Origin of the sequence: Rickettsia sp. Oklahoma-10 (genome assembly GCF_039954865.1) — a bacterium.
GTDB classification, from domain to species: Bacteria; Pseudomonadota; Alphaproteobacteria; order Rickettsiales; family Rickettsiaceae; genus Rickettsia; species Rickettsia oklahomensis.
This window is the reverse complement of record NZ_CP157197.1, coordinates 867,368-880,554: the sequence shown is the minus strand read 5'-3', so window position 1 is coordinate 880,554 and position 13,187 is coordinate 867,368. Positions and strand designations below refer to the sequence as shown.

Here is a 13,187-nt window from a genome sequence, read left to right as displayed (position 1 = left end):
AACAATAGTCATCATGTGCACATTATAAGCCGTATTTTTGGAAACCGTGGAAAGGATATAGTATTATGACACTTAATCTCTTCTTAAGAACTCTTATTATCCCTAATTTCTTTAACTATGTTTATTAATTGTGGGAAATCTATTAACCCCGGTATTAATTTTGTATCAATTATATACGAAGGTACTCCTTGAATTTTAAGTTTTCTAGCTATTTTTATATTTTGAGTAATTAAATCTTTAATCTCCATACTATCGGCAGTTTCTTCAATTTCCATAGCATTTAAGCCATTCTCAGTTAATAACTCCTTTACAGACTCTTTAGAAACATTTCTTATTTTCATTAATGCATCATGTACAACTTTTAATTTACCTGAATTAATCTTATAAACCGCTAACGATATTCTTGCAAGATATTCGGAAGCATCTCCAAGGATAGGAAGTGGTCTTAATACAACTTTAACTTTTGGATCATTTTGCAATAGTGCACTTATAGAAATATTGCCGTTCTTACAGTAAGAACAATTGTAATCATAAAAAGCCACTATTGTTATATCAGCGTCTTTATTGCCTATAATAGGAAAGCTTTGGCTATCTTCAATAGCTAACTTGTTATCCTTTAGATAATCATTAACTTTAGTCTTATTGTTCTGTACTTTACGTTTTTGTAAACCTTCAATTGATTCTATTATTATTTCAGGAGTTTTAAGCAAATAATCTTTGATTATTTCTTGTACTCTTTCCTCATCACATTTTCCTGCATTCTCACTTTGTTTAACCTCCACTGAAAATGACTTTGTAGACTGAGTTTTCATTGTTTTAAAAATAAATAAAACACCTATAATAATTAGGAATATAGCCAATAATATAGCCAATATTTTACCTATAATATGCTGCATAAATAACCTTTAAGTTTATATTATTTTTACTTTATTTTTGTCTTAGCAATCTGCTCTGATCTCTTTTCCAATCTTTTTCTTTAATTGACTCTCTTTTATCATGTAATTTCTTACCTTTAGCAATACCAAGCTCAACTTTCACTTTGTTTTTTTTATTAAAATACATAGAAAGAGCTAATAGCGTATAGCCTTTTATTTTAATTCTACCGACAATTTTCTTTATCTCTTTAGTATGCAATAATAATTTACGCGGTCTTCTAGTAGAATGATTAAATCTGTTTGCTTTTTCATATTCTGCAATGTGACAGTTATATAAGAATAACTCATGTCCGGTATCAGCTGCATAACTTTCTTCTATGGACACTTTACCTTGGCGCAGAGACTGCACTTCACTACCCTTTAATACAATACCTGCTTCTAATTTTTCTTCAATAAAATAATTAAAAAGTGCTTTCTTATTTTGTACAATAACTTTCTTATACCCGGTCATATTTTTATAGATAGTGATGTTATAATGTGTTCAATTTGTTTTTTAGTCTTATAGCTTGCTTCAGTTAGAGGTAATCTAATTTTATTTTCACATAAGCCTAAATAATGTGCAGCATATTTTATCGGAATTGGATTAGATTCTACAAATAAAGCTTTATATAAAGGTAGTAATCTCTGATGGATTTCAAGAGCTGCTGTAACATCATTCTTATACCACTTCTCTAATAGTTCTTTACATATATTGGTAGCAATATTTGAGGCTACTGAAACCCACCCTACCCCGCCTTGAGCATTAAAAGCTAATACTACTTCATCATTACCGGTCAAAAGATTAAAATTTTCTTTAACTATTGCTCTAATCCGCATAGGACGTTCTAAATCTACTCCGGAATCTTTTAATGCTAAAATACGTGATAGCTTAGTAAGTCTTAATATTGTCTCATCAGAAAAATCTACTCCGCTTCTAGTCGGTGCCGAATATAACATAATAGGTAGATTACATGCTTCATGCAATGCTTCAAAATGCTTATAAATCCCCTCTTGAGTAGGTTTTATATAGGACGGAGGGCTAGCCATAAAACCGTCAACCCCAATTTTTGTAGATTCCACTGCAAGTTCTCTTGCATAAGCAGTATTATTTGATGAACATCCACCTATTATAGGAATACGCTTATTAACAATTTCTACGCTAGTTTGCAGTAATAATTTATATTCTTCAAAACTTAAACTACTACCTTCACCGGTTGAACCTGCAATTAATACCCCATCGACTTCATATTTTATTTGATGTTCTAAAATTTTCTCTAAAGCATCTAAATCTAATTTATTATCTTTAAAAGGGGTTATAGCTGCGGTAATTAAACCTTTAAATATATTATACATAATTTTTAATTATTAATTTCATCCTGTGTCCCCTCCACAGGATCAGTTAAAATCCTAAACAAGTTGTTGATATGGATCCCGGGGAGGGACACAGGATGAAAGCTTTTAGAACAATATCTCTCTATTCCCTAACAATACGACCATATTCTTTTTTTAGGGTATTTGCAATTTGATGATCATCGAAAATAATCTTTTTTTTACCCAGGTCTATAGAATTAATATTTTGTACCTCGATTGCCGTACCTGTAACAAAACATCCAGTAAAATTCTCTATTTGCTCTAATTTCAAACGCTCTTCTTTTACTTCTAGACTTAAATCTTTTGCAATTTCAATAATAGTTTGTCTTGTTATACCGTTTAAAAATCTATCAGCAATCGGAGTATATAACATTTTATCTTTAACAAAGAAAATATTTGTTGTAGTACAGTCGGCAATATAACCCTCATAATCAAGTAATAATGCATCATCATAACCAAGAGCTCTAGCCTCTTTTTTACTAGTTATTGCCATATTATATTGAGCGGCGGATTTAGATTGTACCGGCGTGCTATTAGGCATTGCTTTACGCCAACGACTTATATGTAAATTTATACCTTTCTCAAAAGACCTTGTCATAGATGGAATACCGGCAATCAAAAGATTAGTAGATAAATTAGGATTAGTAATATTTAATGATTCGTCTCCGCACCAAATAAGCGGTCTTATATATGCATCCTTAATATTATTTTGTTTTATTACAAGTTTATGAGCTTTTATTATTTCATCCACACTATAAGGTACTTCCAAACCTAATGCTTCTGCTGATTTTATTAATCTTGCTGTATGTTCTCTTAATTTAAAAACTTTACCGTTATAAGCTCTCTCACCCTCAAATACCGATCCTGAATAATGCAGACTATGAGTCAAAACGTGAATCCTTGCAACTTCATAAGGAATTAAATTACCGTTAATCCAAACATGCCAAAAATTTTGTTCTAGTTTTATCATTGTCATCAACCTATTTTTATATTAAAGTAGATTTAACTTAGTTGCATTTTTTATATAATGCCTATTCTTACCATCCCATAACTTGATCGTGGGATTCAGTTAAAAATACTACAATTATTAGTATTTTAAGTTATTTTTTTTGAAACCTGTGGTGGTCACAAGCTACAGGATAACACTGTAGATTTTTACTGATCGATACAACATACCTCAGGAGAATAAAACACACAACTAAGACAACTTTTCAAATTAAACGAGTATAAATGCATACATACAAGGCACATATTTTAATCGTTGATGATGATAGCAGAATATTAGCACTTTTAAAGCAATTTCTAAATAAAAATGAGTTTCTGATATCAACGGCAAGCTCAGTCATAGAAGCTAAAAATCTATTAAACACTTCCAATTATGATTTAATTATTTTAGATATTATGTTACCTGAAATAACTGGGCTTGATTTTGCTACTACTATAAGGGATGCCGGCAATAATATTCCTATAGTTATGCTTACTGCTTTATCGGAAGCTGATGACCGTGTTAAAGGGCTTGAAGCCGGTGCCTCTGATTATATAACTAAACCTTTTGAACCGAGAGAATTATTATTACGGATCAATAATTTAATCAATAATTATAATAACTTTAAAAAAGAAACGAATATAATTAAATTCGGCAATAATTTCTATAATTTTAATACAAAAGAATTTACTAAGAATAATCAACTTGTATCTCTTAGTTCTACTGAACAAAAATTACTTGAGATTTTAATAAAAAATTCCGGTAAATCCATTAGTCGTTTTGAACTTTCAAAAATTATGGGCGGTCTTAGTATACGTTCTATAGACGTACAAATTACTAGAATAAGAAGTAAAATAGAACATAATCCAAAAGAACCAAAATATTTAAAAACCGTGCGTAATGAGGGCTATGCACTTTATATCTAAATTATTACCAAGAACACTGTTTATACGGTTTATGTTCATTATAATCATTCCGATTTTAATAGGGCAGATTGTTGCTATATTTTTGTTTTACGATCGTCATTGGTATAATGTTTCATATTATACTAGTACTATTATTATCAATGAAATAGAATCGCTGATTAAAGAACATAGAAATAATTCAAGAGAGATAACCCATTTATTGGAAAATTATCTTAATTTATCTTATCAATTTCAGCTCAATAAAAAGTTACCTATAAAACAGCCTAAATTAAGTGAGCCTTTAACTATATTTAAAAACATTTTAGCTACAAAAATCCATGAAAAAAATATAGTTAAACTAAATAAAGAAAATAAAATTGAAGTATTGTTAGAATTAAAAGATGGAATATTATATATTACTTTTCCTGCAAAATTATTACTTAATCCTACGGTATATATTTTCGTTTTATGGATTATATCTTTAACTGTTATATTACTTTCCGTCTCTATTATTTTCTCCAAAAATCAGATTAAATCAATACTTGCTCTCGCAGATCACATGGATAAATTTGGTCAAGGTGTTTTAAAAGGTAAGAATTTTAAACCCTCAGGAGCCTTAGAAATAAGAAAAGCAGGGCTTGCTTTTTTAAAAATGAAAGCACGTATTGAAAAACAAATTACTAAAAGAACCACTATGCTTGCTATGATCTCACATGACCTGAGAACTCCTTTAACGAGAATGAAACTACAACTTGAATTAATGGAAGAAAACGAAGAAATACAAGGATTAAAACAAGATATATTAACTATGCAGCAAATTATAAATTCGTATTTAGATTTTGCTAAGGGTGAGAGTACGGAACAATTTGAAGTAATTTTATTATTACCTTGGATTGAACATTTTCTAAACAAATGGTCGCATATATATTCTGGTAAAATAAGGAATAGTAATATGAAGATCAACTTTGAAAAGAGTAAGGAGTATGTAAGCCAAGGAGCAGAGCGCATATTAATACTTGAACATCCAAAGACTTACAAAGACTACATAGCCAATGTTTCAAATTCATCAAGTATAAATATTGAATTTATAAAATCTACTAATTTCAATAAATTAGAAGTACAAATTAAGCCGCATTCTTTTGCAAGAGCCTTGTCTAATTTAATCGGTAATGCTATAAAATATGGAACCAAAATTAAGATATCTTTAAAAGATAATTCATCTACCGTAACTATAATTATTGAGGATAATGGTCCCGGTATAGATGATGCGGAAAAACATTTTGTATTTAAACCGTTTTATAGATCGGATAAAGCAAGACAGCTTGATAATGCAAGTAATGTAGGACTTGGGCTTGCTATTACTAAAGAAATAATAAACAATCATAAAGGCTCTATTTATTTAGAAGATAGCAAGGATTTAGGCGGTTTATCAGTTAGAATTGAAATACCTAAAAAAATATAATTTATAGTTTTAATTTTTAATAATGACTAATATAAAACATTTAGCAATAATAATGGACGGTAATGCACGTTGGGCAGGCAAAAATAATTTACCGAAATCTGAAGGGCATAGAGCCGGTGCCGATAAAATTCGCGAACTACTACCAGAGTTTATTAACTTTGGGATACCTTATATAACTTTATATACATTCTCTTCTGAAAATTGGCAACGCTCAAGCACAGAAGTAGAGTTCTTAATAAAACTATTAAGTAGTTATTTAAAAACTGAATTAAACAATTTATATAAAAATGACGTCAAAATAAAAGTAATAGGTAGACTTAATTTACTTAATAGTTCATTGCAAAAACAAATAAATAATGCTATAGAATTAACAAAAAATAATAATAAAATAACGCTTTGTATAGCTTTTAGTTATGGAAGTCGCCAAGAAATAGTTGATGCCTGCACAAAAATTATTGCAAGCGGTAAAAAAGAAATAAACGAGAGCGATTTACAAAACGCTCTCTATGATCCTAAAATGCCGGATGTAGATTTATTAATAAGACCAGGTGGGGTTTATCGCATCAGTAATTTTTTACTTTGGCAAGCAGCTTATGCTGAATTATATTTCTCACACAAATATTGGCCTGATTTTCATAAAGATGATATACAAAAAGCTATAAATGATTACTCAAAAAGGAACAGAACATTTGGCAAAAGATAAACAAAACATATATTTAAGAATTTTGTCCAGTATAATTTTAGTGCCGTTATTTGTCTCAGCTATATTATGGTTTAAACCTTTATTCTATGGCCTAATGATATTAGTGGGCATGGGGATGTTAATTGAATGGTATAATATGACCTGTTCTTCTACTATGTATTTATTACTTGGGCTAATTATTATTCCTATCCCTATAAGTCTATTAATATTATTAAATACGGAAGATACCAATAGTTGGCTTATTATGCTTTATTTTTGTATTATTTGGTCCGTAGATACTTTTGCAATGATTGGCGGCAAAACTTTTAAAGGAGCAAAACTTACCAAAAAAATTAGTCCTCAAAAAACTTGGAGCGGTCTGATTACAGGAATACTATCAGCAGGTGTAGTTGCGGTATTAGTTAGTTTTATATCAGGATTTCATATTAAAAATTATTATTTTTCAAATAAAGTTTATTTGTTTATAATTAGTTGTATATTAGCATTAATAGCTCAATTAAGTGATTTATTTATTTCATATTTTAAGCGAAAATTTAACATTAAAGATAGTGGTCACATAATACCCGGTCATGGAGGAATACTAGACAGATTTGATAGTATTATTTTAACTGTGCCTGTATTATTTTTTATAAGCAATATTTTATGAATAATATTCTTGACCTTTTTATATCCTTTCCACGCAGACACTATTGTGTGGATCAAAAAATGCATATGGTGTCATACCGTGGCTTTTCACGGTATCCTATCCAACTAAGTAATAAAAATACTACCGCTACAAGCTCGTATGATGGACAATACAAATTTACTAAGATACTATGATGCTTATAAATTTAATATATTTAAATAACAATTCTAAAAAAATAATTTTAAACATCTTTTTAGCTTTACTACTTGGATATTTTGTTTTTCATTGCATATATGGCAATAAAGGGGTTATTGCATATTTAAAAGTAAATAGACAACTTGAAAAAGCTTATGATGAATTAAAAGACTTGCGGGCAGCAAGAGTAGAACTTGAACATAACGTCAAATTACTACGCACAGAATCATTAAATAAAGATATGTTAGAAGAACAAGCAAAAAAAGTTTTAGGCGTAGCTGCTCCAAATGAGCAAGTATTTACAACAAAAACCATTCCTAACTAAAGGTAGATATATTAGTCACATTGTGAGCGGTTGAAGATCGCGTAGCAACCCAGTAAAAAAATGAACCACGCAACAACACTATTGATTAAAAGAAATTGAACATAAATTATGAACATTAAGATTTATCAAAACGACTTACCGAATAATTTTAGGCTTGAAGGGGATCTTGCCATAGACACCGAAACCATGGGACTAAATCTACATAGAGATAAGCTATGTTTGCTACAATTTAGTAACGGCAACGGCGAAGCACATCTGGTACATTTTGAAAATCAAAATTATAACGCAGCTAATTTAAAAGCCTTACTATCAGATAAAACTAGATGTAAGATATTTCATTTTGCAAGATTTGATCTAGCAGCTATAAAAAAATATTTAGAAATTGAGTTAGAAAATATCTTTTGTACTAAAATATCTTCAAAACTAGTAAGAACTTATACTGATAGCCACGGGCTTAAGGATTTATGTCGAGAATTGCTTAATATAAGTATTTCAAAACAACAACAATCTTCCTATTGGAGAGCTGACAATTTATCTTCAGAGCAAAAAGAATATGCAGCTAAAGATGTACTTTACTTGCACCAGTTAAGAGATATTTTACAAAAAATGCTACTTAAAGAAAATAGATTTGAAATTGCACAAGATATTTTCCGTTTTTTACCGACAAGAGCTAATCTAGATTTACTTGGCTGGAATGAAATCGATATTTTCATGCATTAGATATGTATCGTAAAATTAACTAATCTTAATTAAATTATATGAATTTATTAGCTTCAGGTATAAAATCATGCACACTATTTTAGTAGCTAATTGATTTTTTTAATTAAATTAATAACTACAGGTAATTCTAGCGCTATAATATTGATTATCCAGGTGTTACAGAACTTGTTAAGTACCAAAGTACTTTAAGATGCCGATGATTTTTGTGCTACATTTTGGTGGGCAGAAATTTATGTAGTAAAATCATTATTAGAAAGTATTTTTAATTACATTATAGAGGATCCGGTACATACCAGTAAGACAAACATATGGCTTTATCCAGTCCTGACTCTGATACCCTACTACTGTGCCTGGATTAGCATACTAAAAAATAATATAACAAGTTATTATACAACTCTTTAGATATTATTGTCATACCACAACTTGATAACAGTATCCAGGCTTTTTTAATTTTTTCTGGATACCGTGTTCCAAGCCACAGAGTATAACATTTTAACTACTTTTCGACCAATATAAGAATATAAGCTTCAAATCAAACAATAATATTCACAATTTTACGGGGAACAAAAATAATCTTCCTCGGTTCTGCCCCTTCTAAGAACTTTTGTACCTTTGGCAAATTGACGATAATTTGCTTTATTTCATCATCACTTGCAGAATTATTAAATTCATAGGTATCGCGAAGCTTACCATTAACCTGCACTACCATAACATATGTATCCAACTCTAGCATTGACTCATGAAATGTAGGAAAAGCTGACTTATATAACCGCTCTTTATTGCCAAGCTTCTGCCAAATTTCTTCGGTAATATGGGGTATGAACGGATTAAGCAGCTGTAGTAAAATATTAAAACCATATTTTACAGTTTTCACATCGATGACTTCTTTACTAAACTCAGAGGATATAGCATTAAAAAGCTCACGCATACGTGCTATTGCTCTATTTAGTGCAAAATGTTTTATATCCTCAGTAACGTGCTTTATAGTCAGATGTACTAATCTACTAAGTTCTTTATTAATTTCAGTTACATTATCTTTTAAAGAAGCTATCACCTTAAACATGTACTCAAGCTTATTAATAAAACGTGAGCAGCCCTCAATACCGCTTGCCGACCATTCCAGATCTTTCTCAGGAGGACTATCTGATAGCACAAAAAGCCTAATAGCATCTGCTCCGTATTGCTTTTGCATAGTTGCAAGATCGATAAGGTTCTTTTTAGATTTACTCATCTTCTCTATACGTCCCTGCACGACGCGGTTACCGCTTTTTTTATGAAAAAACTCGTTACCCTTTTTGATTACTTCATCAGGATATAACCAATTATTATGCTCATCTTTGTAAGTAGCGTGTAATACCATACCTTGAGTAAATAGCCCTTTAAAAGGTTCACGAACGCTTACGTAATTCTGTTCGTTCATTACCTTAGTAAAAAACCTTGCATATAATAAATGCATCACTGCATGTTCAATGCCGCCTATATATTTATCGACAGGTAGCCAGTAATCACAAGCTGTTTTATCAGTCATCTCTATCGCATGACTATTACAATATCTAGTAAAATACCAAGATGATTCAAAAAATGTATCAAAAGTATCAGTTTCACGAATAGCTGACTTATCACATTTTGGACAATTAACATGTTTCCAAGTAGGATGGTGATCAAGTGGATTACCGTGACCGTCAAATTTTACGTTATTAGGTAAAGTAACAGGTAAATCTTTGTAAGGCACCGGAACTATACCACAAACTGCGCAGTAAATTATAGGAATAGGACAACCCCAAAAACGTTGTCTTGAAATTCCCCAATCTTTTAGGCGATAATTTATACTACGTTTACCTATTTGAAGTTTTTCAAACTCCTTAATGACTTTTTGTTTTGCTTCATTATTAGTTAAGCCGTTTAGAAAATCTGAATTAATTAAAATTCCGTCTTCCATATAAGCGGCCTTCTGTACATCAATATCTGCTTCAATTACTTGTTTAATAGGTAGATTCATTTTAACAGCTAATGCATGATCACGCTCATCATGAGCAGGGCAGCCAAATATTGCACCTGTGCCATAATCCATTAACACGAAATTCGTAATAATAACTGGCAGTATTATATTAGGATCAAAAGGATGAATAACATAAAGACCGGTAAGTATACCATCTTTTTCAGCCTTTTCTAGTTCGTTGTTTCCTGTAATATGCAAACACTTAGTTATAAAATTTGATATTTCAGGTGTTTTGGAAATTAATTTCTCTATTATTGGATGATTAAAAGCGATTCCTATAAAGCTAGCACCAAAAATAGTTTCAGGTTTAGTGGAAAACACCTCTATGAGAGCATCCTCATTATCCTTAACTTTAAAATGAAAATTAGCACCTATAGACTTACCAATCCATTTTTCTTGCATAGACCGAACTGCTTTAGGCCACTCTTTTAAATTCTGAATTTCATTTAATAGCTCTTCAGCATAATCAGTGATTTTTAAGAACCATTGTTTTAAATAACGTTTTTCAATAATTGCACCTGAACGCCAACCAAGTCCATCTACAACTTGTTCATTCGCAAGCACAGTATTATCAACTGGATCCCAATTAACAAGCGCTTCTTTTTGATAAACAAGATTTCGTGCATAAAGCTCCAAAAAGAATTTCTGTTCATATTTATAATATTGTGGATCACAACTATTTATCTCTCTAGACCAATCATAAGAAAAACCCATAGATTTTAGCTGCTGCCGCATATCCTTGATATTAGAATAAGTCCATTCTTTTGGATGAGAATTATTCTCTATTGCAGCATTTTCTGCAGGCAGACCGAAAGCATCCCAGCCCATAGGATGAAGCACGTTGAAGCCTTGCATAGTCATGAACCTTGCAATAACATCACCTATAGAATAATTGCGTACATGACCTACATGGATTTTACCGGAAGGATAAGGCAACATTTCAAGTACATAATATTTTGGCTTATTACACTCATTTGATACCTCAAAAGCTTTTTCGTTATGCCAAATTTGCTGCCATTTTTGTTCTATTTGATTCATATTGTTTTCTTTGTATGTCTTTATTACTGTCATACCGTAACTTGATCATAGAATCCAGTCTTTTCTTTCTTGATATCGTCAAGCCACGGTATGACACCAAACACATTTTTTGCTCCATACAATAAACAATGTCTACACAAGAATAAAATCGATTCATGCAGAAATAACATATTACCTTGTACTATTAATATATATGTCTCTAGCTTTTCTTAAAATTTTCTCCTCAAGCGTAATAGCAAGATTTGAAGTATTTTGATTAAGTACCCATTGTTTACTTTTTAGCATTTTCTCAAACACCTTTACTTCAATTGAATCCGGACTTATTACATCATCTTTAATAAAGATATTTATTTTAAATTGAAAATTAGGATTAGAACGTGGGCTATACCATTCTGTAATAATCACGCCACCGTTTGAGTCAACTGATGCAAGAGGAACAAAACTTATAGTCTCTAATGCTGCTTGCCAAAGATATTTATTAACTGAGCTTCCTACAGCTTTAGTAGATTCATTTTTTACCCTACCTGGTCTAAAAACTAATCCTTCTTCACCTGTTATAGAACCTACCTCGTCCCATTTCTGCTCTCGTTCTGTTTTTGGATAATCATCTGCTAAGATACTAGTACTACTTATTGCACTAATTACAAAAAATAATCCGATAATTTTTTTCATAACCAATATTAAATTAGTGTGTTTAAGGAAAATAATAGAGGAGCTTTAGCTATTAGTCAAAAATTATTTAAACTAACTTTGGCTTAAGCGTTCAATGTCATGCTTAGCTAACAGCAGGAATCTACCGCTGTCATACCTTAACAGGCATGACAACAAAAATATCTTTAGGATTGCCAGGAAATTTAATAAGTACCGGTGCTGAAACATCTGAAAAATATAATTCTACTAAATCCGATTTCACAGCTTTTAAGACATCTTCTAAATATTGCGGATTAAAGCCTATAGTTAAGGACTCATCGCTATTATATTCATAAAAACTTGCCTTATCTTGTGAAGAATTAATAATCTCTTTTGCATTACCTCTTGCTTCACCGACAGCACTAATCTCTAAGGTTTCACGAGATAAAAATAATTTTACTGCTCTAAATTTTTCAACGGTTATTATCGCTATTCGGTCAATGCTATCTGCAAATATTTTTCGATTAATTACTAATTTTAAGTTGTTGCTTTCTGGAATAAAAGCACTATAATTAGGGAAAGTACCATCTATAAGCTTTGATAGCATAATAGTATTTTCATTACATATAAATTTAATCTTATTGCTACTCAGTAAAATTTCTATATCTTCGTTTATATTTTTAGGATCTTTAACTATTTTTAGAATTTCCTCTGCACTTTTCTGTGGTAATATAACCCCAAAATTCTTTATTTGTTTTTCTAATGTTACCCATGAAATTGAAAGCCTATGTCCATCAGTACTTGCTGAACAAAACTCTTTATCTTTTATGTGTAAATAAACACCATTTAAATTATAACGAGTCTCATCTAAAGAAATTGAAAATTTTGTTGATTCAATTATTTTAGCAAAATCCGTGCATGCAATTTTAAAACTTGCTTCAGGATTAATACTGTCCATTGTAGGAAAAGAACTAACTGGCAAAGTAAATAAATTAAATTTACAATTTTTGCCTTTGATTTCAAGTCCCATTGTACCAAGATCAGTTAATGCAAGCTCAGAATCAGGAAGTTTTCGAACTATATCGTTTAGAGTTTTAGTAGAAACGGTAAGTTCACCTTCACTTGCTACCTGTACTGCTATTTTTTGATTTAAGTACAAATCCATATTAGTAGAACTAAGCTCTAGATTACCGTCTTTTGCTGATAATTTAATGTTTGCATATTCAGGTATTATATTACGTTTTTCAACAATAGAACTTGCAAACCCTAAGGACTGAACTAACGTTTTTGTTTCAACTATTAATTTTAACATATT

General features: G+C 30.7%; 13 protein-coding genes and 2 pseudogenes. 7 read left to right on the top strand and 8 right to left on the bottom strand.

The window, feature by feature from the left end:
- Window positions 1–83: 83 nt before the first annotated feature.
- The 4 genes from AAGW17_RS03945 to AAGW17_RS03930 all read right to left on the bottom strand — a co-directional run bounded on the left by AAGW17_RS03945 (window position 84) and on the right by AAGW17_RS03930 (window position 3,261).
- Window positions 84–896, bottom strand: a complete 813-nt coding sequence (locus tag AAGW17_RS03945) for a DsbA family protein (protein ID WP_347938751.1) — start codon at window positions 894–896, stop codon at window positions 84–86.
- 31 nt (window positions 897–927) lie between these two features.
- Window positions 928–1,386: an SsrA-binding protein SmpB gene (gene smpB, locus AAGW17_RS03940; protein ID WP_347938750.1), complete on the bottom strand. Its 459-nt coding sequence runs from the start codon at window positions 1,384–1,386 to the stop codon at window positions 928–930.
- The gene (gene dapA, locus AAGW17_RS03935) at window positions 1,383–2,267 is read right to left on the bottom strand and encodes a 4-hydroxy-tetrahydrodipicolinate synthase (RefSeq protein WP_347938749.1); all 885 of its coding nucleotides are present in this window, start codon (window positions 2,265–2,267) and stop codon (window positions 1,383–1,385) included. Before dapA ends, smpB begins: the two co-directional genes overlap by 4 nt.
- A gap of 121 nt (window positions 2,268–2,388) precedes the next feature.
- Window positions 2,389–3,261, bottom strand: a complete 873-nt coding sequence (locus AAGW17_RS03930; protein WP_347938748.1) for a branched-chain amino acid transaminase — start codon at window positions 3,259–3,261, stop codon at window positions 2,389–2,391.
- A gap of 254 nt (window positions 3,262–3,515) precedes the next feature.
- Between AAGW17_RS03930 and AAGW17_RS03925 the strand changes: the two genes are divergently transcribed.
- From AAGW17_RS03925 to AAGW17_RS03895, 7 genes and pseudogenes are all read left to right on the top strand, one after another.
- Window positions 3,516–4,196 carry a response regulator transcription factor gene (locus AAGW17_RS03925; protein WP_347938747.1) on the top strand — a complete coding sequence of 227 codons (681 nt, stop codon included), beginning with the start codon at window positions 3,516–3,518 and terminating at the stop codon, window positions 4,194–4,196.
- Window positions 4,171–5,097 (top strand): annotated as a pseudogene (locus AAGW17_RS03920) (histidine kinase dimerization/phospho-acceptor domain-containing protein); the annotation flags it as partial. The gene AAGW17_RS03925 and the pseudogene AAGW17_RS03920, both read left to right, overlap by 26 nt.
- Before the next feature lie 150 nt (window positions 5,098–5,247).
- A pseudogene (locus AAGW17_RS03915) lies at window positions 5,248–5,637 on the top strand (sensor histidine kinase); the annotation flags it as partial.
- Window positions 5,638–5,659: 22 nt separating this feature from the next.
- Complete coding sequence (gene uppS, locus AAGW17_RS03910; RefSeq protein WP_347938746.1) at window positions 5,660–6,340, top strand: polyprenyl diphosphate synthase; 681 nt, start codon at window positions 5,660–5,662, stop codon at window positions 6,338–6,340.
- Complete coding sequence (locus AAGW17_RS03905; protein ID WP_347938745.1) at window positions 6,300–6,986, top strand: phosphatidate cytidylyltransferase; 687 nt, start codon at window positions 6,300–6,302, stop codon at window positions 6,984–6,986. The genes uppS and AAGW17_RS03905 overlap by 41 nt, the downstream gene beginning before the upstream one ends.
- Window positions 6,987–7,155: 169 nt before the next feature.
- Entirely contained in the window at window positions 7,156–7,485 is a 330-nt protein-coding gene (locus tag AAGW17_RS03900) for an FtsB family cell division protein (protein WP_347938744.1), read from the top strand.
- 108 nt (window positions 7,486–7,593) lie between these two features.
- Complete coding sequence (locus AAGW17_RS03895; protein WP_347938743.1) at window positions 7,594–8,205, top strand: ribonuclease D; 612 nt, start codon at window positions 7,594–7,596, stop codon at window positions 8,203–8,205.
- Between the two features lie 532 nt (window positions 8,206–8,737).
- On the opposite strand, the gene leuS is transcribed toward AAGW17_RS03895, so the two are convergent.
- From leuS to dnaN, 4 genes are all read right to left on the bottom strand, one after another.
- Entirely contained in the window at window positions 8,738–11,242 is a 2,505-nt protein-coding gene (gene leuS, locus AAGW17_RS03890; protein WP_347939413.1) for a leucine--tRNA ligase, read from the bottom strand.
- 29 nt (window positions 11,243–11,271) lie between these two features.
- On the bottom strand, window positions 11,272–11,412 hold the full coding sequence (locus AAGW17_RS03885) for a hypothetical protein (protein WP_347938742.1): 141 nt from the start codon (window positions 11,410–11,412) through the stop codon (window positions 11,272–11,274).
- A gap of 1 nt (window position 11,413) precedes the next feature.
- Window positions 11,414–11,914, bottom strand: coding sequence for a DUF3576 domain-containing protein (locus tag AAGW17_RS03880; protein ID WP_347938741.1), 501 nt, complete (start codon window positions 11,912–11,914; stop codon window positions 11,414–11,416).
- Between the two features lie 130 nt (window positions 11,915–12,044).
- Window positions 12,045–13,184, bottom strand: coding sequence for a DNA polymerase III subunit beta (dnaN, locus tag AAGW17_RS03875; protein WP_347938740.1), 1,140 nt, complete (start codon window positions 13,182–13,184; stop codon window positions 12,045–12,047).
- Window positions 13,185–13,187 lie beyond the last annotated feature (3 nt).

Bases quoted from the DNA above. Each gene is read 5' to 3' on its own strand.
- AAGW17_RS03945 (WP_347938751.1), bottom strand. From the start codon at position 896: ATGCAGCATATTATAGGTAAAATATTGGCTATATTATTGGCTATATTC.
- smpB (WP_347938750.1), bottom strand. From the start codon at position 1,386: ATGACCGGGTATAAGAAAGTTATTGTACAAAATAAGAAAGCACTTTTT.
- dapA (WP_347938749.1), bottom strand. From the start codon at position 2,267: ATGTATAATATATTTAAAGGTTTAATTACCGCAGCTATAACCCCTTTT.
- AAGW17_RS03930 (WP_347938748.1), bottom strand. From the start codon at position 3,261: ATGACAATGATAAAACTAGAACAAAATTTTTGGCATGTTTGGATTAAC.
- AAGW17_RS03925 (WP_347938747.1), top strand. From the start codon at position 3,516: ATGCATACATACAAGGCACATATTTTAATCGTTGATGATGATAGCAGA.
- uppS (WP_347938746.1), top strand. From the start codon at position 5,660: ATGACTAATATAAAACATTTAGCAATAATAATGGACGGTAATGCACGT.
- AAGW17_RS03905 (WP_347938745.1), top strand. From the start codon at position 6,300: ATGATTACTCAAAAAGGAACAGAACATTTGGCAAAAGATAAACAAAAC.
- AAGW17_RS03900 (WP_347938744.1), top strand. From the start codon at position 7,156: ATGATGCTTATAAATTTAATATATTTAAATAACAATTCTAAAAAAATA.
- AAGW17_RS03895 (WP_347938743.1), top strand. From the start codon at position 7,594: ATGAACATTAAGATTTATCAAAACGACTTACCGAATAATTTTAGGCTT.
- leuS (WP_347939413.1), bottom strand. From the start codon at position 11,242: ATGAATCAAATAGAACAAAAATGGCAGCAAATTTGGCATAACGAAAAA.
- AAGW17_RS03885 (WP_347938742.1), bottom strand. From the start codon at position 11,412: ATGTTATTTCTGCATGAATCGATTTTATTCTTGTGTAGACATTGTTTA.
- AAGW17_RS03880 (WP_347938741.1), bottom strand. From the start codon at position 11,914: ATGAAAAAAATTATCGGATTATTTTTTGTAATTAGTGCAATAAGTAGT.
- dnaN (WP_347938740.1), bottom strand. From the start codon at position 13,184: ATGTTAAAATTAATAGTTGAAACAAAAACGTTAGTTCAGTCCTTAGGG.